Raw genomic sequence first — 16,918 nt, 5'->3', positions numbered from 1 at the left:
TGTCTATTCAATAAACAACGTCTCTGCACATTACCTCAGACAGGCCTGATATGAGAATATACCGATCAATAAAATTCATATACCGGCAAGCCAGAAATCTGAAAAACTTAACGAGTTACTATCCCTGCATTTTTTATGCAAATCCACGATAAGGAACACTTTAATGTTCCAAAAGCAGCAAACCAGATATCAAAGACAACCAGGCGGACCACGATGGCGCAGCTGGTCGGTTTAAAAATCGCTTACTCTTTATGGCAAACGATCGCAGGCAACCAATTGTATCTCCATACCGCTAACTTATAACCGTATTTAGCCCACCAACACGGCCGGATCTCCCTCAGACATATCATCTTCAGCTTTTCCGGGGAGCCGGAAATTATGCATGACATTACCTTTCCCCCAACGCTCCAGTAAAGGTTGCTCCAGCTTTTGCTCCCGGTATTCATCCGGACTCATAATAGGTATACCAGATACAATGGGATAGACTCTCCTGCAATGCCTGCAGCATAATATACCTTCTATAACCTGATCTTCGATGTCCCTGGTAATGACTGTTAACTCGAGTTCAGCTTTATCAAAGGAACAACATAGTTTTTCAATAGTACTTAATCGCATTTTTAGTTTCTTTAATTTTAACCTGATAGCTTTTTAGTTGATCCAGGGGATCTGCGGCATTCATTATTCCTGAGACCACAGCAATACCTGAATAACTCAATGCAGCCAGTGTATGTATGTTGTCAGGATTGATACCGCCTGCCAGAAAAAACGGCATATTAGTTATCGCATGTGCGCTTCTGATTGTATCAAAGTTTACTAACTCGCAACTATTAGCGGTTGAAGAAGGAAACATAGAGCAAAATGAAATGTAGTCAAGCCGGTTTTCATCTGCCCATCGAACAGTAGACAGGTCATTGTTGCATGTAATACCAATAATCAGGTCCCGACCTATTTTCCGCTTTAAATGAACAATATCATGCGGCTTTTTATCAAAATGAACACCATCCAGATTGATTCTATTTAATAATTCCCACCGGTTATTGATCAGCACCGGTATGTTTTGGGAATGGCACAAATGACGCACCTGTTTTATCAACTGTAGCGGAGTTTCGTTGGGAAGAAAGTTATCCCATATCTGAACCGCTGCAATTTTCTCACTGACAATTTTTTCCAGGTTATTTAACAATTTATCCTGGTTGCCTGAGGGATCAACAATAAGATAAATCTCGCCTTGAATTTTCCGATTCATTTCCAGCCGCTTTTCAATGCTTTATAAAATACTTCCCAATATGGGTCAGCTTCTCTATATGTCAACCTGTTTTTTTCATCACCTTCGACGAGGATGATGCCGTTTTGCTTTTCGCGCAGTTCACCAACTTCCACACAGGGAATATTACGACTGGCCAACCTGGCAATAACCTCGCCCGACGACTCTTTCTTACAGGCAATGATCATTGCTCCCGCACCTACGCAATAACGCGGGTCCAAATCAAAAACTTCGCAGATACGGGCAGGAGCATCATCCACAGGCAGGCTATCATTGTATATAACCGCTCCGCATCCGGACGCAACACATAGTTCATAAATAGCACCCAACACACCGCCTTCAGTTACGTCGTGCATAGCAGTAACACCCGCATTACCGCCATTTGAGTTTACAGCCGATAAAGCATCCGGCAATGATGAGGTGTGATAAAACGATTCGCATGCCTTTTGGTACAGCTCCGCTCCAGCCCTGTTCCTGACTGTTTCAGGAAAACTCATTGCCAGTATAGCCGACGATGACAGTGCACAGGTTTTGGTTACTAAAATAACATCTCCCGGCGTCGCCAGTTGAGACAATAGTAACCGATCCTTAGGTAGCACCGCTGCCAAAGTACCCCCTCCCGCAATAGAAGAATTTTGACCCTCAATGAAACCTGTGTGTCCACCGGTTATGGCGACTCCTATTTCGAGGCAAAATTGGTGAATGTATTCCCAATAAATTTTAAAGTCGCTTTTTGAGAAGGAGGACGGAAGATTAAGTACAAATTGTCCATACATGGGTGCATGACCAGTAGTGGCCATGTCATTGGCCATTAAATGAACCGACATCCATGCCGACTCCTGCAATCCAAGTGAAGGGATTAGAGACAAAGGGTCGCTGGTAAGTGCCAGAACCATGCCTGCAGCTAAATCTATAACAGATACATCTACACCAAATCCGGGGCCTGTGAGAACTTCTTCACGCTGCCGGCCGCAGTTGTGATGAATAAATGTTTCAAACACCTGCTGGTTTACCTTACCCTGCTGTTCACTCATCAGGCTACATCTTTAAACTGTACATACAAGCCAAAAAAATCACCCAGGGGAAGCCCCCATTGCTGAACTGGAAACCAACCCGGGAGCCCGGTACAGGTCCAGCGAATAACATACTCCCGGCCTTCCAGGGCTCTATGAATAATATTCGTTAATTTTTTTGGGGTATAAAAAGTAGCTGTGATATAAAAAGGGTTTTTACCGAATAATTGCTGAACTCGACGTCTTGCTACTTTGGTAGAATTACGGTTCATCATGCCCATTGCTATACCATACCTGCCCACCCTTGCTGCTTCGCGAATAACTTTCACAGGATCTTTATAATATTCAAATGTGGTAATAAATGCAAGGGCATCAAAACTATGGTCTTTAAAAGGCATGTGATGGGAGTCTGCCATAACCAGGTCGCCCTGAAAAAGATGTTTAGCCTGCGAGAGCATCAGCGGAGAAAGATCGCCTCCGGTGGCTTCTATACCTATTTGCTGCCACCACCGGGTAAAACGAGCTGTTCCGCAGCCAAACTCCAGCAATGTTTTTACCCGCCGATCGGCACCAACCAATTGTTCCATAACTTTTTTCTGCCACAGTTCAGCGCGTTTATAGCGTCCTTCATACCATTGCTCATAGGTATCAGTATGTTCACGATTGAAAAACCATTCTGGCCTGCCTTGCCAGTTCTGCTGTTCCCGCGGTATTAAGTCTGTGGAGAATTTTTTGATATCCATTTCATTTTTTTTTAAGACCATCACCTGACAGATATCAAACGATGGAGCTTGAAACAGATATTTCAACTTGCATCCCTACGTTGGCATTATCCAAATCAGGTAACGGGTATGATCTCAGCCATTCAAAGGCACCCCGTGCTATGTTTCAGCAAACCTACATAAAATTGAATAAAGAGCCAATGAAAATTTAGAGCTCTTGATTTGCCGGGTTAATTTGGTGCAACAATAGATCCTTGGCAGATCTGATTTACCAACATTCTTATTGGGGTCGTGGTGTATTATCTTTTTAATTCGTCTGGTTAAGCTTTTTGGGTGCTAATTATCCTTACTGATGAGTAAGCTTCCCCGCATCCAGATTTACAGGAGCGGGATATCCTTTTGAATGTAATGCCGCAACAGCTACCACTACCTGTGTCTTCCCTTTAACAGAACGTGTTACTTTACCTTTTTTTACGCTGTGCTCTGTGTCTGAATCCGAAATGTTTTTTGTGCTATCAGGATTGATACCCAGGTTTGCTATGGGCTTTCCATTCGCATCCAGATTCATTTCCTGCAGCGCTGTTTGTATAGCATGCTGCTCGGGCTGAGGGAGGCTTTGCAAACTGATACCATAGATTCCTAATATTTTCTCCACTTCAGACAGCGTATTGGTGCCACGTTCATAAACGTCGCGATAAATAATAAGCCGGCCATTTTCTGCAACTATGGTTTCATAGCGCAGCTCTACCGGTATTAACCTGTTAAGTTTAGCCGTTTTTGTTTTTGCCCTATTTTTTTCGAAGCTTTTTATACTGTCTAATGTAATTGGCGTACCGGAAATCTGTCCCACCAATGCTGAAAAATCCTGAACCTGGTCATTGGTAAGCCCTACACAACCATGCGATGCAAAATTGCCCAGCTTTTCTGTTACTTTTCCCCCATGAATTAATGAAGGCATACCAATCGGAATCTTGATCACACCGAGAGGATTATCCTTACTATCAGCCGAAACCTTGCGGCCCGGTTTAAATTTACCCTTCACCCAGGCTTCATCCGGAGGTGTCCAGGTAGGATTAAAAATAATATTAGTAATGGCTCTCATGCCTGTTGGAAGCGGGAATTCAGGATAACCGATTCCGATCCGGTAGGTTTTTAGTAATTCACCATTTTCATAAACGTCCATACGAAAGGCAGGCGCATTGACGACAATTCTTGTGTCTGAAGGCACTGCGTTTGGCTTTACCGGTAACAGAGCTGCGATATCACCGTTGGCATATCGCGCAGCTACTATATTCAACAGAGTGCTGGCTTTCTGCTCCCCAATAATCTTCTTTAGTTGAGCGAGCGCCGAACTATTTGCCTGCCTCGCCGAGCCCAAATTATTACCCTCTTCCGTAAGGGCCGCTACATAAGATCCTGACACTGATTTTAGCTGACGCAACTGATCATCCGTTAATTTCAATTCTTCTTTTATCTGCGCCTCAAATCCATCTTCAAAAAATAATGCGTCCAGTACCGGCAAGGTAAAAGCAATATTGTCTGCAGAGGGTAGAGCTGCTGCCTGTTTCACTTCATCAGTTGTATAATTATTGCTGCTCCCGAGTTTATCTTTGCAGCCTGCTGATATAAAGAGTATACCCGCACTACAGCACATGAATAAGAATAATCTATTGAATTGAACCATAAACGAAATTTGCGTATAACCTCTGAAAACCATACCAAACTCGGTTGATAAAAGAAATTTTGCTTTCTGTGAGTAAAACAGCATACAACAAAACAAGCTTTCTCATATTAATGAAAAAGCTTGTCGCCTTACCGGTTAGAGAGTGCTACCGTTTAACACCCTCGTGGTTCTTATTTACTTTGAAGCCAACTTTATTTTTTACCGGAAGCTAAATGAGCTTCAATTTTATCGCGTTGATTACCTACTGCTTTGATAGCTTCTTCCACCTGTTCCCGCGTTACACCATGCTTCCTCGCGATATAGTCAACTTCGTAAGACTCACCACCAGCTACCTGGTTTCGATCGCGGGCATCATTTTTTGTTTTTGTCGTCTGCCATAATATTAAATTTTAAGGTTGGTGATAATATACTATTTGCAAAGATTGTGCAAAAGCGCGCAGTATATGTGAATGTTTTGTAACATCTTATAATTGTGGAATTATGAAATAATAAGTTTGTAACGGCCACTACATGATGGGCTGCCGGAATAGTAGTATTACCCTGCAAAACAGGAAGTAAACGGATAAGTATTAAGCCAATGCAAGATATAATTCGGGTTACTTACAACATAAGTTGCTTTTATTGATGTAAGCATTTACCGTATCAATAGAATTTTGGGGACACATTTTTGGTATTTTTTATAACCCGATATATTTATAGCCTATATATTTATCATTATTGCATATAAATTATTTAAAAACCGAGGTATGGCATAATAATGGAGGCTTTGTATGCAGAAAGATACCGGAGTACTCCACCATCAATAGGATTGCATATGATTGAAATTAAGCTGGCGCATAGATTGAGACCAATATATAAAACATAGTTTGATAATTTATATAACCTTAATTGGTATAGCCCGAGGATTAGCCCTTAACACAGGATCTCGTGGAAACTGCCTTATGTAGTTTCATAGCAAGCCCTGCTAGCAAATGAGGTTCAACGAAACCGTCTCAAAAGTATTTGGGACGGTTTTTTGATTTTGGAGCCGGCAAGTTTATCGGATTTTATTTTGCGATTGATGGGGCTGGCTTGAAAAATGAAAAAACGGTTCTTATGCAGCTTGTTTTATTGTTTTGGGATTGTCAGTTTTGTATGTTATGTGCCATTGCTCTTAGTCCGGTTTCTATTCTTAAACGCAACATAATGAATCAGGCCGGCGATATTCTTATAAAAGACCTCCTGTAGAAACAGGAGGTATAAGCCCTCCCGGCAACAACATGCCGGGTTCGTATTAGCCCTACTAACACGCTCTTTGATATCTTGAATGTTTAAGTCTGATTAAAGAGAAGTCTCATGTTGTAGTCTTGAAAATAACCAATAACATCCGTCAATTCCACAAGATTACCACTGTTTTGAATATATACAATATCGTGCCACAACTAAAGAAATTTTATAATATACACCAGGCAAGCTATCAACACACTGTAGTAGTATGCTGAAGATTTTTTATTTATCTGGGTTTCCATGTGTATACTAATCCAGTCGAACCGGGTATTTCAGGTGGTGCAAATGAACTTTTACAGCATAATAAAACGAAGTACCCGCCCCATCCCTGCTCTCCGCCCACAGTTCGCCCCCGTTCTGCCGGGCATACTCCCTGCACAGCATGAGTCCTATACCATTCCCCTTTTCTTTAGCGGTTCCCTCTGTACTGGGTCCAAAAGGAAAGAACACCTGTTTTAATTTTTCCTTTGCCATACCAATGCCGCTATCCGTTACTACGATCACCACAAAACCCTCCTGACCTTTATCAATCGTACCAATAGTAATTGCCCCGGCTGTTCGGGAGAACTTTACAGCATTTGATACAAGGTTCCGGATGATAAATTTAAAATGATCCATATCTGTATATACCGGCTGTGGAACGGGCATTTTGTTGATTACCCTAATAGCTTTGTTTTTTATGGTTGCTTTTGCCAGATTGAGTTCAGCTTCTATTAACTCAGTGCCATCAAATACACCCGGATTAATAGTTAAGCCTTTAAAAAGTGATTTCCCCCAGTTGAGCAGACTCTGGAGCGTTACGGAAGCCGTATAGAATTTCTCTTCCAGTTCATCCAATAGAGCTTGCTTATCATCCTGCGTCAAATTTCCCAACCGGTATAGTTGTAAACCCGCATGCCCCATGTTAACAAATCCATTGAGGTCGTGCCCAATTACAGTAAATAATTTGTCCTTTTCTGACTCTAAAGCTTCCAACAGACGGATACGGACGCGCGCCAGCTGTAATTGCCGGTATTGGTAAATAAGAAACGCTATCAAGACTGTAACCAACAACAGCAAGGTTAGCCAAAATAAAATCATAATAGTAATTTCAATAGTCTGGTTTTACGATTCAAGTATCTCTCCTGCATCATCAGTCAAGGACTAATGAAGGAAAACAAAAAAGGCTGTAATCCAAAGGTATACCAAGAATGCATGCATTGCCCTGTAGAATTGTTAAATGTGTGTGAGTCTTATTTTTCTCAACCACTTTCCTGTCGCAGTTAGCGAGGACCGGCTAATTATTTTGCGTTGCAATAACTTCGATGTTGATTTAAATCGTCTCAACAACGCCATTTTCGCTATTCTTGATAATCAGTCTTACGAAGTTCCCGATAAATAAGTGCAGGCCGGTGCTAACGAACCGTTATTAAAGCCTTACACTGTAATAAAGCTTACACTTTCTTAAGTTCAAAGAACGCCGTCGGTATTGCTAACTCCAATAAAACATATAATAGACGCTTCCTGTACATCGATAATCACTCTCCACTGACTGAACCAATGGTAAAGGATAATTATGTTATTTTTACCGGGTTCCCAATAATAGATTCAAAATTATTACACATGAATTCACTTTTGATCGCATCATTTCGTTACTTATACTTAATATCATTCTTTTTATGCCTGACTTTTGCCGTAAATTCCTGCAGCAAAGAAGAGAAAGAAATTGCAGCTCCCGACTTCCCGGTGCAATTATCATTTGATCAGCTGAGTCCTGTATCCGAGATGCGCTTTTTTGTCGGAGGTGTAGAACTTAATGGGGGTAGTAATCAACAGAGTTTGCAAAGTTTCCTGGAAAGAAAATACACTACCAACACCGGGACTGGGACGATTCACTACCAATCTGGCTTTATAGAACCCGATGCCAACAATTACAAGAATACCTCTTTTACCTACAACAGCTATGAGCAAGTCAAATATGTGGTTGATATCATTGAAATCAAAAGACAAAATGATATTACTATCCTGAAATCCAAGGTTACCAACCGGGTGGATCTGGATCCGATTGTACAGTCTGAACTTTTCAAATATCAATTTGACATCAATTCAAACGGTACTTATAATTACCAGTATGTTGTAAATGAAACTGATCAATCGCTTGAAGTTTCATTACTCTATTATAAACTGGTTCGCTATAATGATCAGGGTGAACGCGAAGACCTGGCTTTTGGCAAGGTGCACAACCAATTCAATGAGTTGTTTATAAAAACACTGGGCGCGCGTGATACACTAGCCATTAAAGAGTACAGGCTAAAGTATGTTGCCCCATAAACGGGATTCAATTTCAGCTGCTTTCTGAGTATCTCGCAGGCCGATAAGGTTGTTCATCGATTATAAACGAACCTAATACATGCCCCAACTAGTTTTGGAAGAAATGTAAATGATGAAAAATAATGGAATCATGTACTCCGCAATTGCATTAGCAGGTACGGAAACAATCAGGATAAGCTGTAGCAACTGCTGCAGCCGTTATCTTAACGCCCAGGGTTTCACAGGCAACAATCGGAATCGGGTTAAACTTATGGTTACACCTGCACCAGGATCTCAGCATACTTCCTTTTCAGAAGCCGGTGCACCGAAATCACACAGGGAATAAGGGCTGCGTAGAGAATTATACCATGAGTTCTTTGATTAGCGGTTGATAGTTGCGGCCAACACTCAATTCTACGCCGTTTTGCATCACCACAAATATCTTTCCCAAATCCCGGTATACTTCTTTTACATGATTCATGTTTACCAGGGTTGAACGATGCAGTCTCACATATGACCTGGGGTTGAGCTTTTCAGCCAAAGAGCTGATACCCATTGAACTTAAATAGGTCACCGTTTTAGTATATATTTCTGTATGATCGCCACATGCCTTAAGATATAAAATTTCAGCGACCGGAATATTTTTGTATCGCTTTCGATGTTCTACCAGTATACGATCTGCAAACCCTTCCTGGGGCAGCAGGTTGTTAATAACATCAATTGCCGGAGATGAATCCTGTTGCTCGAGCCGGGTCATCGTCTTTTCAAAACGCTCCCTGGTATAAGGTTTTAGCAGGTAATCGACGGCATTCGCTTCAAAAGCATCTATGGCATATCGGTCATAAGCAGTCGTAAATATCACATGAGGAATATGTTCAACACGCTTCAACACTTCGAGGCCACCGGCGCCTGGCATTTGTACATCAAGAAAAATTAGATCAGGCTCCATGAAGTTAATATCACGTACGGCTTCCAGACCATTAGCACACTCTCCTATTACCCTGAAATTAGCGTATGGCTCAAGGTACTGCCTGACCAGCCTTCTTCCAGGCTCTTCATCATCAATAATTAATACGGACCGTTTAGACATAAACCATGGCTTTAGTTAGTGCTACAAGATACATAGATTTGCAAAGATTTTTCATTACCAGGCCGGGACTTGATTCCCATAATCAAACTTAAAAATATCCTTCGAGATGAACTTACCGTTACGAAAAGAGAAAATCGCCGGAAGAGAGATTAGTCTTTTTATATTCATACTACTGGTAATGAGTATCCTCTACGGTACCCCCCGTTTATTTTCTCATGGCATCACCGCTGCTTTTCTAAAAGAAATATTCATTGACTGCATTATCATGACGATGGCCTGCCTCCCGGTATGGTGGCTCCATTTCAGGAAATGGGCTCAACTTAAAATGCAGCTTAGGTTTATGCTGCACTTGCTGACAGCGCCCTTATATTATATACTATGGATATTACTTTACATGGTCTATAACCAAATGGCAGGACTTCCCCGAATGACCGGCACGCAAATACTTCAAAACAGTGGCCCAAATCTGCTTTTTTATATTCAAGTCTTTAGTTCATTACATATTGACCTGTTTTTCAGGGAAAGGGAAGCCCAGTTCCAAAAGCAGCGGGAATTACAGGATCTGGCACATGGAGCAGAGATTAATGCTTTAAAAGCACAGATCCAGCCGCATTTTTTGTTTAACACACTAAACAGTATCAGCGCTTCGGTTCCTCCAACCGAAGAACACGCCAGGGTGCTGATTGCAAAACTGGCCGGCATTTTCCGCTACGGGCTTGATTCCATTAAACAGGAATTGGTGCCCCTGGAAAAGGAACTGGAATTTATCGCCAATTACCTCAGTCTTGAAAAAGAGCGTTTTGGTCACCGGCTCCGGTACGAAATAGATATAACACCAGATATTGCTCACGCGCTTATTCCGCCTATGTTATTGCAGCCTTTGGTTGAAAATGCTATCCGTCATGGCATTGAACCTTCGGTAGTCGGAGGTACCATTTCCATCAATTGTTCACTGGAAAATAAAAGGCTGGTTATAGAGATACAGAGTTCGGGCGCTCCATGCATGAAGACCATTCAGCAAATGTTTACAGGTGCCGGGTTGGGTTTACCTAATACAGCAAAACGACTGAAAAACCAATTTAATGAAACCTTATTGGTTGCTACCGAAGGCAACGACGTAAAAGTACAGTTCTCGCTACCCTGTTCATTCAACAGCCAGCACTCCCTTATCCGAAACGCCGCTGCAATTCATCCGTTCTATTAGCTATTCACCGCTCTGTTAAGTCGTTTGGCGATTATTAATATTGCAGGGAGTACCCGATGCTAATTTCGGATATGAATAAGACCTTACTTATATTTTCAGGTTGGTTGACCATTACCGGGCTGTGGGGGTGCAGCAAAAAAGATACCCGGCTTAAGGACGAACAACTTTCTTTTAACCGGATTGAAAGTGTCAGCCATTTGCCCGGCTTTGGAGACAGCGACGGGCTGCCCGAAGGCAGGCCTTTTGAATTGCCTAAAGGTCTGCACTTAGTAAACCGTCCTAATTATCCATTTAATCCAGACATTAGTAAACTAAAGGGTATTATAAACACGTTTTACATAGACGTGCACATTGCTACAGACAGCACCTGGGGCGGAGGAGAATTTGTATTCCCGGAAGGATTGGTGGTACTAAATGTCGCGCCCAGCCGTATACAGAACGGTATGCTTTTAGACAGAGAACCGGTGACAGCTCCTCCTCACAACCCATCCAGCGGAGGAGACACCATTACTATATATCTTGGAGTAGCTTGTATGAATGCAGGAAAAGGAATGCCATGGGCCGATAACTTTGGCACAGATGATCGCTATTACCCTATCAGCAAAGGTACACATAAGCCGTATGTAATAACCACGAATAAAGAAGTGCTCAAGTTTTTATCATTGTTAAACGATAAAAAACATCTCAAGCTCACCCGTCATTACAATCCATGGGAGAGGATGAATGAAGACTACAAAGAGCCGGAATGGATGAAGCCCTACAGCGAAATACAAGACAAATTCTGGAAACTGACAGATGGTACGGGCCTGAACCAGGACGACCTTGAGGAATTACTAAAAGCCATTCAACCCCAATGACAATAAAAATGAAGAGACTCTCCAAAAGCGCTGAGTTACTGCTGGGTTTAGTCTTTCTGTTTGGCGCGTTTAACGGCGTAATGTACATTCTGGGCCTTAAAGCACCTTTCCCGGTGAACCGCGGATCCGAACTGGCACTGGCACTTGCCAACACAAAATATATTTTCCTGCTTCAAAAAACAGTAGAATTTATATCTGCTATATTATTGCTGACCGGTAAAATGCAATTTGCTGCTTTGCTGGCGCTCACCCCTATAGTTGCAAGCATCGTCTTATACCACATTTTTGACGAAGTAAACCCGGCAATCGTTCTGATCCTATTGCCCCTATTTATAATGGCTCTTTCAGGCCATAAACGCAGACTTATATTATTATTTAAACTCAGCTAATATCAATTCACACTTCAAATTATTACCATTTTAAAAGATCGCAAATGAAACCTCTTTACCTTTGTATAGGAGCGCTTTTCGCGTCGCTGCTTTTAGTGGCGTGTTCCAAAGCCGATAAAACTGCTGAAGATGGAGATGAAAATCCAGGCAATGAAACCAGGTCCCCCATACCCTATGATAAACTTCCAGCCACCAGCCGGGAGTTTACTATCCTGGGTCCTCAGTTTTATGTAGATCTTATGGGCAGGCAGCGCCCGAAACTGCCGGCATTTAAACGGACTAACGTTAAGCCAGGTTCCTTAAAAGGCCATGTAAAAGACATATACGGCAGGCCATTAGCGGGTGCACAAATAGGCGTAAGATCTTCAATTATTGGTGGCAGCTACAGCTCAGCCAGTGCTATCAGCGATGTCAACGGATTCTATGAAATTCTGTTACCGGTTGGAAATATAGAGATCTGGGGCGCTAAATATCTTATGGACTACGAATCTGCAAAAGCCCCGGTGTCGCTTTTCCCGGCAGATAGTAATCTCAATAGTTTTAACTCCACCAGCGGCGCTGTAAAAAATTTTATATTATTACCATACGGACAGGGAAGACCGGATGAGATCGGCAAGGGCCCCTACTGGCCCAGCAGCTATCTTGGCGCATCTATTCACCTGTCTTACATCCTGCGTACGCAATCTTTACCGCTGCCAGGCAGCTTTCCTGTAGGATCGATTATAGTTATTTCGCTCACCCCACTCGACCTGGTTCATGCAGATGAAAAGATAAGTTTTACGATACGAAAAGTTATTGAGAGTACTGAACTTTACATCAATAATATTCCACTTGGAAGGTATAAGATTGAAATCAAACTTGAAAACGGAGCTCCTGTACTGATGAGAGAAAATATAAACCTCAAGCCTCAATTCGGTATGCACCCCAAGCAAGCTACAGGTACAGCCCAGGTTAGTTTTATTCCCGGCGACCCGGAAATACTTGCCTGGTATGGCAATTGGTGGATCGTCCCCATTATTATAGAACATCCCTAGCGGACAACCGCTAAAACTTATCAATAAAGGTTGCTGCTAACCCAGGATATTTAACACTTTCTCATGTTTAGTCACGGAGGGGATTTCTATCTTCTCCTTTTTGTATTCAGCCATCGTGCCCCCGGCTGTTGCTCTTTGAACAATCCGGCAAAAAGCAGCAAACACACTGTTGCCATTGCTGCCGGGGTTAACCACAGGTAACGCCAATACCGGGCTCCTCCATACGCTTTAAGCGCCTCTGCTACAAAACCAGCTATCCAGAATCCGATCAACATGCCAACCCCATACATCGCCACGGTAACCAGGCCCTGGGCAGAGGACCGGTATTGTTCACCCGCAATCTTATTGGTATAGATCTGTCCTACCACAAACATAAAATCATAACAGATCCCATGCAATACAATACCCAGGATCAGCATGAATGAAAGATCCCGACCGTTGCCATAGGCAAAGAAGAGATAACGCAACGCCCAGGCGGCGATACCCAGCAGGATCATTTTTTTGTACCCGAGTCTTGCAAATAATAATGGGATCAATAAGAGGCACAGAGCTTCGGAAAGCTGCCCCAATGCCATTTTAGCCGTAGGGTTCGGCAAACCGGTTGCCACCAGAAAGGGGTTGGTATGCTGGTAGTAAAATGAAATAGGTATACAGATAACGATGGCCGTCAGGAAAAAGATCAGAAAGCTCTTTCGACGTAATAATTTCAGCGCCTGTAAACCCAGGGCGTCCTGCCAATGAAAAGACGATTGATTTTTCTTTAAAGGTGGTGTAGCCGGCAGCAGAAAACAAAGCAGCCCCAGCACTACTGAGCAGGCTGCACCCAGCAAAAAGGTCTGTTGCAATGCCCCCGCTGCAACGGCGTCTTTAGCATCCCAGTGAAAAAGGTAGCTGATGGCGAAGCCTGCAACCACCCACCCGATGGTACCAAAAATACGTATGGATGGATATTGTTTTTGAGGATCTTTTAGATTCCTGAACGCGACAGAGCTGGTAAGGGCCAGGGTAGACATATAACCGATAAAATAAAGCAGTACGTAGGGATAGATAGCAGCAGCGCTACCGGCCCTGTACATCATCAGCAATAAACCGGCCCCTATAAGATGCAACACCCCCATGACACGCTCTGCATTAAAGTAACGGTCTGCTATAAAACCAATGAAGAACGGGGCCACCACAGCACCCAGGGACTGCGTTGAAAAAATATTTGAAACCTCCAGCGCTGAAGCTCCCAGGTTGTTTTTTAAATAAGTGCCCAGTGTAACGAACCAGGAGCCTTTCATAAAGAATTCCAGGAACATCATCAGGGAAAGTTGAAAACGTAATTGTAAAGTCATACAATATCCGGAGCTTTGCTTATCGTTAAAGCTTCCAAGATAAGACAGTTTTAATTATCTATGGCAAAGTGTCTTACTACCTGATGGGTCCTGCCTGAAAAATAAAGGGAACGTCAGGTGAATATATAAGGAACTTGTTTACAACTTCCTGTATCCTGTACCTACGGGACTCTAATGAACTCGTTTAGTAGTGTTGTACCAATGTAAAGTCCCGAAAAAAACATATATTGGCAAAAAACCATTTAAGAACATTAAGCCTCATAGAGGCGACATATTATCATTTATTCCAAAAGCTTAAACAAGTTTAATAGTTATAGATTGTTTTCAATATTTGGGACAACGGAATTGAAGTAAACGTCCTTTCAGAACCCGGCATCAGTTTAAAGTAAAATAGCCTGAGTAATATTCCGGGGTTTACTATCAGCAAATAGAGCAAGCCGACAGCATCGGTTTTCATCGGACTAACTTCCCCCCTTCAACCTTTAAACTTATCCAAAACAACAAAAATAATTGTTAATTTCACAATTATTAAAAACCCCTTGATCCGGTCCCGGATGCTCAATTCCCGATAATTCTGTTTCGAGAACATGGAAAAAAGAGTATTTTTATATATAAGTTTTTATGGAAGAAAAAGATGTAACTATATACGATATCGCAAGGGAATTGGATCTGGCGTCTTCAACCATTAGCCGTGCTTTAAAGAACGACCCAAAAGTTAAGCTCAAAACACGTAATAAAGTTCACCAGATGGCGCAAAAAATGGGATACCAGAGTAACCCGTTTGCCCGCAGCCTGAGGAATAAAAGAAGCTACCTGATTGGGATTATAATACCACGACTCACCAATCATTTTGTATCCTCCGCTATATCAGGTTTAGAAGATATGCTAAGTATCAAAGGATACAATATTATTATCGGTCAAACCTACGGACAAATTGATAAAGAAATTTCGGCCTTAAAAATGTTAATGGACAACCGGGTTGATGGATTGCTCGTGTCTTTGTCCGACCAAACTAAAAGCCCCGAACATCTTGATCCGTTTACCAAAAAGAAAATACCTTTAATATATTTTGATAGCGTACCTGACATTACAGATAGTTCTGTCATTGTAATAGATCATGCCCAGGCTGCATATATTGCCACTAAGCATTTGATCGAAGCTGGCTGTAAGAAGATCGCTCATGTAACTACCGGTATCAGCCATGGTATTTGTGCAGACAAATACGCCGGTTATAAAAAAGCACTGTTGGAAAGCAATAAAAGACTAAAAGAAGAACTTTTAGTTTTCGAAGATCTGGGCAGCATCGAATCTGGTAAACATGTAGCTGATCATATCTTAAAAATGAACAAGCCCCCGGATGGTTTGTTTTTTGAAAATGATCATTGTGCAGCCGGCTGCATAGCCGGTCTGAAAAAAGGAGGACTCAATATTCCCAAAGACATAGCGGTTGTAGGTTTTAATGACGAGCCCGTTGCTACCCTTATCGATCCCAATCTCTCCAGTATCAGCTACTCGGGATATGAGATCGGCCGCGTAGCCGCTCAAAATATATTGCTGCAGATCGAAAACCCTGAAATGCCGAAAATATCTAAAACTGTTTTACCCGCCCGGTTAGTTATAAGGGAATCCTCTATACGATAAGGACCCTTTTCCAAATTGCATCGCCACAACAGGCGGAAGCAGTTTGGCTAATTAAAGATGATCTTATTTTTCAAACCCTTATTGCCAAAACCGGTTCAATTACTGTAAGCCCGTCTCCGGCTGACCGCTGTAGGTCACCTAAGTGCTCAAATAAAACATGTAGCGCCGTTGAGCCGGCCACCTCTTTGCGAAAATCTATTGAAGACCAACCAGGCTCGATGATTTCGCATAATGACTCATTACCAAAACCTACTACAACTGTTTTTGCTTCAAGGCAGTCCTTCTTTTTTTTCAAATATTTTACAAAGCCTGCTGCTATCCAATCGTTAGTAATGAATACGCCATCTGGCAGTTCGCCTTTTTCAAACATCCGGGCTGCCATATTCATTCCTGCTTCTATACTGGCCTCACTAACACTTAGCGGCTCCATCCAGTTCTTCCCCAAATCTTTCAATGCATCGCGATAACCCAGGTATTTGTCCAGGTCGACTGCCCTGTTTCCCGCGGGTGCGATCATTAAAATATTCTGACAACCCTGGTCGATTAAATGATTGACAGCCAGCCGGGCTCCTTTTTGATAGTTGGTTTTTATACAATGAGCCCCCCTGACATTTTCTACATTACCCACCACGATAACAGGTTTGCCGAGCTTTTCGAAGAAATCGGGATCAACAGCGGTCTCGTCTGAACAGCAGGCAATAAATCCCTCAAAACTATCCAGGCCGATCAGTGGTTGCCGCTTGCCTAATACATTTAAGATCGCAATTTCATACCCCGTTTTTTCCGCCGCCACTTCAATACCCGAAATAATTTTAGTTGTATGATGATCTGAAAGGCTTTCAACCAATACAGCAATTCTGGCTGATGGAGATCCTAACGGAGCACCGGCAGAAGCAAGAGCTGCGGGTTGACCGCCAACTGACCAAATGGCTCTGCGACTTCTTTTACGCCGCCCGGGTTTGGCTGGTTGAAATTTGCAGTCCCTCCCAACACTACGTTCACTAAGTACCAGATTGAGAAGATCAAAAACTGCAACTTGGGGTTGTTGAGTGATATGGCTTTTGTTTGACACGTCGAATCGTTTATTGTCAACAAAAGTGCAGGACCACATCAAAAAGTTGAAAAACC

Annotated in this window: 16 protein-coding genes and 1 riboswitch; of the genes, 6 read left to right on the top strand and 10 right to left on the bottom strand. The window is 42.5% G+C overall.

Translation table 11 applies throughout. The features are described from left to right. Positions 1-309 precede the first annotated feature (309 nt). The 7 genes from U0035_RS01295 to U0035_RS01265 all read right to left on the bottom strand — a co-directional run bounded on the left by U0035_RS01295 (position 310) and on the right by U0035_RS01265 (position 7,029). Positions 310-615, bottom strand: coding sequence for a Trm112 family protein (locus U0035_RS01295; protein ID WP_114792699.1), 306 nt, complete (start codon positions 613-615; stop codon positions 310-312). Then, positions 596-1,246 carry a thiamine phosphate synthase gene (locus U0035_RS01290; RefSeq protein ID WP_114792698.1) on the bottom strand — a complete coding sequence of 217 codons (651 nt, stop codon included), beginning with the start codon at positions 1,244-1,246 and terminating at the stop codon, positions 596-598. Before U0035_RS01290 ends, U0035_RS01295 begins: the two co-directional genes overlap by 20 nt. Continuing rightward, positions 1,243-2,298 carry an AIR synthase family protein gene (locus tag U0035_RS01285; protein ID WP_114792697.1) on the bottom strand — a complete coding sequence of 352 codons (1,056 nt, stop codon included), beginning with the start codon at positions 2,296-2,298 and terminating at the stop codon, positions 1,243-1,245. The genes U0035_RS01290 and U0035_RS01285 overlap by 4 nt, the downstream gene beginning before the upstream one ends. After that, positions 2,298-3,020, bottom strand: coding sequence for a class I SAM-dependent methyltransferase (locus tag U0035_RS01280; RefSeq protein ID WP_114792696.1), 723 nt, complete (start codon positions 3,018-3,020; stop codon positions 2,298-2,300). The genes U0035_RS01285 and U0035_RS01280 overlap by 1 nt, the downstream gene beginning before the upstream one ends. Positions 3,021-3,075: 55 nt before the next feature. Further along, positions 3,076-3,166: riboswitch (TPP riboswitch) on the bottom strand. A 179-nt stretch (positions 3,167-3,345) separates the two neighbouring features. Further along, positions 3,346-4,683: a L,D-transpeptidase gene (locus U0035_RS01275; RefSeq protein ID WP_162817993.1), complete on the bottom strand. Its 1,338-nt coding sequence runs from the start codon at positions 4,681-4,683 to the stop codon at positions 3,346-3,348. Between the two features lie 191 nt (positions 4,684-4,874). Then, entirely contained in the window at positions 4,875-5,066 is a 192-nt protein-coding gene (locus U0035_RS01270) for a DUF3606 domain-containing protein (RefSeq protein WP_114792760.1), read from the bottom strand. A 1,132-nt stretch (positions 5,067-6,198) separates the two neighbouring features. Next, positions 6,199-7,029, bottom strand: a complete 831-nt coding sequence (locus U0035_RS01265; protein ID WP_114792693.1) for a sensor histidine kinase — start codon at positions 7,027-7,029, stop codon at positions 6,199-6,201. Positions 7,030-7,551: 522 nt separating this feature from the next. On the opposite strand from U0035_RS01265, the gene U0035_RS01260 reads away from it, so the two are divergent. Beyond that, the gene (locus U0035_RS01260) at positions 7,552-8,259 is read left to right on the top strand and encodes a hypothetical protein (protein WP_114792692.1); all 708 of its coding nucleotides are present in this window, start codon (positions 7,552-7,554) and stop codon (positions 8,257-8,259) included. Between the two features lie 340 nt (positions 8,260-8,599). Here the strand turns inward: U0035_RS01260 and U0035_RS01255 are convergent, their stop codons facing one another. Continuing rightward, positions 8,600-9,328 (bottom strand): LytR/AlgR family response regulator transcription factor, encoded by a 729-nt coding sequence (locus tag U0035_RS01255; RefSeq protein WP_114792690.1) that lies wholly within the window; start codon positions 9,326-9,328, stop codon positions 8,600-8,602. A gap of 106 nt (positions 9,329-9,434) precedes the next feature. Between U0035_RS01255 and U0035_RS01250 the strand changes: the two genes are divergently transcribed. The 4 genes from U0035_RS01250 to U0035_RS01235 all read left to right on the top strand — a co-directional run bounded on the left by U0035_RS01250 (position 9,435) and on the right by U0035_RS01235 (position 12,812). Continuing rightward, positions 9,435-10,532: a sensor histidine kinase gene (locus tag U0035_RS01250; protein WP_114792689.1), complete on the top strand. Its 1,098-nt coding sequence runs from the start codon at positions 9,435-9,437 to the stop codon at positions 10,530-10,532. Positions 10,533-10,603: 71 nt separating this feature from the next. Continuing rightward, entirely contained in the window at positions 10,604-11,389 is a 786-nt protein-coding gene (locus U0035_RS01245) for a hypothetical protein (RefSeq protein WP_162817992.1), read from the top strand. A gap of 8 nt (positions 11,390-11,397) precedes the next feature. Further along, positions 11,398-11,778, top strand: coding sequence for a hypothetical protein (locus U0035_RS01240; protein ID WP_162817991.1), 381 nt, complete (start codon positions 11,398-11,400; stop codon positions 11,776-11,778). 44 nt (positions 11,779-11,822) lie between these two features. Further along, on the top strand, positions 11,823-12,812 hold the full coding sequence (locus U0035_RS01235) for a carboxypeptidase-like regulatory domain-containing protein (RefSeq protein WP_114792686.1): 990 nt from the start codon (positions 11,823-11,825) through the stop codon (positions 12,810-12,812). 86 nt (positions 12,813-12,898) lie between these two features. Here U0035_RS01235 and U0035_RS01230 read toward each other — a convergent pair whose 3' ends face one another. Continuing rightward, entirely contained in the window at positions 12,899-14,149 is a 1,251-nt protein-coding gene (locus tag U0035_RS01230; RefSeq protein ID WP_114792685.1) for an MFS transporter, read from the bottom strand. 621 nt (positions 14,150-14,770) lie between these two features. Here U0035_RS01230 and U0035_RS01225 point away from each other — a divergent pair. Next, positions 14,771-15,790 (top strand): LacI family DNA-binding transcriptional regulator, encoded by a 1,020-nt coding sequence (locus U0035_RS01225; protein WP_114792684.1) that lies wholly within the window; start codon positions 14,771-14,773, stop codon positions 15,788-15,790. Between the two features lie 70 nt (positions 15,791-15,860). Here the strand turns inward: U0035_RS01225 and U0035_RS01220 are convergent, their stop codons facing one another. Then, a complete protein-coding gene (locus U0035_RS01220) occupies positions 15,861-16,862 on the bottom strand; it encodes a LacI family DNA-binding transcriptional regulator (RefSeq protein WP_162817990.1) in 1,002 nt (333 codons plus the stop codon). Positions 16,863-16,918: the final 56 nt, after the last annotated feature.

Origin of the sequence: Niabella yanshanensis, assembly GCF_034424215.1 — a bacterium.
Lineage (GTDB): Bacteria > Bacteroidota > Bacteroidia > Chitinophagales > Chitinophagaceae > Niabella > Niabella yanshanensis.
This window is presented reverse-complemented; position numbering and strand designations above follow the sequence as displayed.

Excerpts from the sequence above, each read along its gene's own strand:
- U0035_RS01225 (WP_114792684.1), top strand. The coding sequence starts at position 14,771 with ATGGAAGAAAAAGATGTAACTATATACGATATCGCAAGGGAATTGGAT.
- U0035_RS01245 (WP_162817992.1), top strand. The coding sequence starts at position 10,604 with ATGAATAAGACCTTACTTATATTTTCAGGTTGGTTGACCATTACCGGG.
- U0035_RS01295 (WP_114792699.1), bottom strand. The coding sequence starts at position 615 with ATGCGATTAAGTACTATTGAAAAACTATGTTGTTCCTTTGATAAAGCT.
- U0035_RS01260 (WP_114792692.1), top strand. The coding sequence starts at position 7,552 with ATGAATTCACTTTTGATCGCATCATTTCGTTACTTATACTTAATATCA.
- U0035_RS01280 (WP_114792696.1), bottom strand. The coding sequence starts at position 3,020 with ATGGATATCAAAAAATTCTCCACAGACTTAATACCGCGGGAACAGCAG.
- U0035_RS01230 (WP_114792685.1), bottom strand. The coding sequence starts at position 14,149 with ATGACTTTACAATTACGTTTTCAACTTTCCCTGATGATGTTCCTGGAA.
- U0035_RS01265 (WP_114792693.1), bottom strand. The coding sequence starts at position 7,029 with ATGATTTTATTTTGGCTAACCTTGCTGTTGTTGGTTACAGTCTTGATA.
- U0035_RS01240 (WP_162817991.1), top strand. The coding sequence starts at position 11,398 with ATGAAGAGACTCTCCAAAAGCGCTGAGTTACTGCTGGGTTTAGTCTTT.
- U0035_RS01290 (WP_114792698.1), bottom strand. The coding sequence starts at position 1,246 with ATGAATCGGAAAATTCAAGGCGAGATTTATCTTATTGTTGATCCCTCA.
- U0035_RS01285 (WP_114792697.1), bottom strand. The coding sequence starts at position 2,298 with ATGAGTGAACAGCAGGGTAAGGTAAACCAGCAGGTGTTTGAAACATTT.
- U0035_RS01235 (WP_114792686.1), top strand. The coding sequence starts at position 11,823 with ATGAAACCTCTTTACCTTTGTATAGGAGCGCTTTTCGCGTCGCTGCTT.
- U0035_RS01250 (WP_114792689.1), top strand. The coding sequence starts at position 9,435 with ATGAACTTACCGTTACGAAAAGAGAAAATCGCCGGAAGAGAGATTAGT.
- U0035_RS01255 (WP_114792690.1), bottom strand. The coding sequence starts at position 9,328 with ATGTCTAAACGGTCCGTATTAATTATTGATGATGAAGAGCCTGGAAGA.
- U0035_RS01275 (WP_162817993.1), bottom strand. The coding sequence starts at position 4,683 with ATGGTTCAATTCAATAGATTATTCTTATTCATGTGCTGTAGTGCGGGT.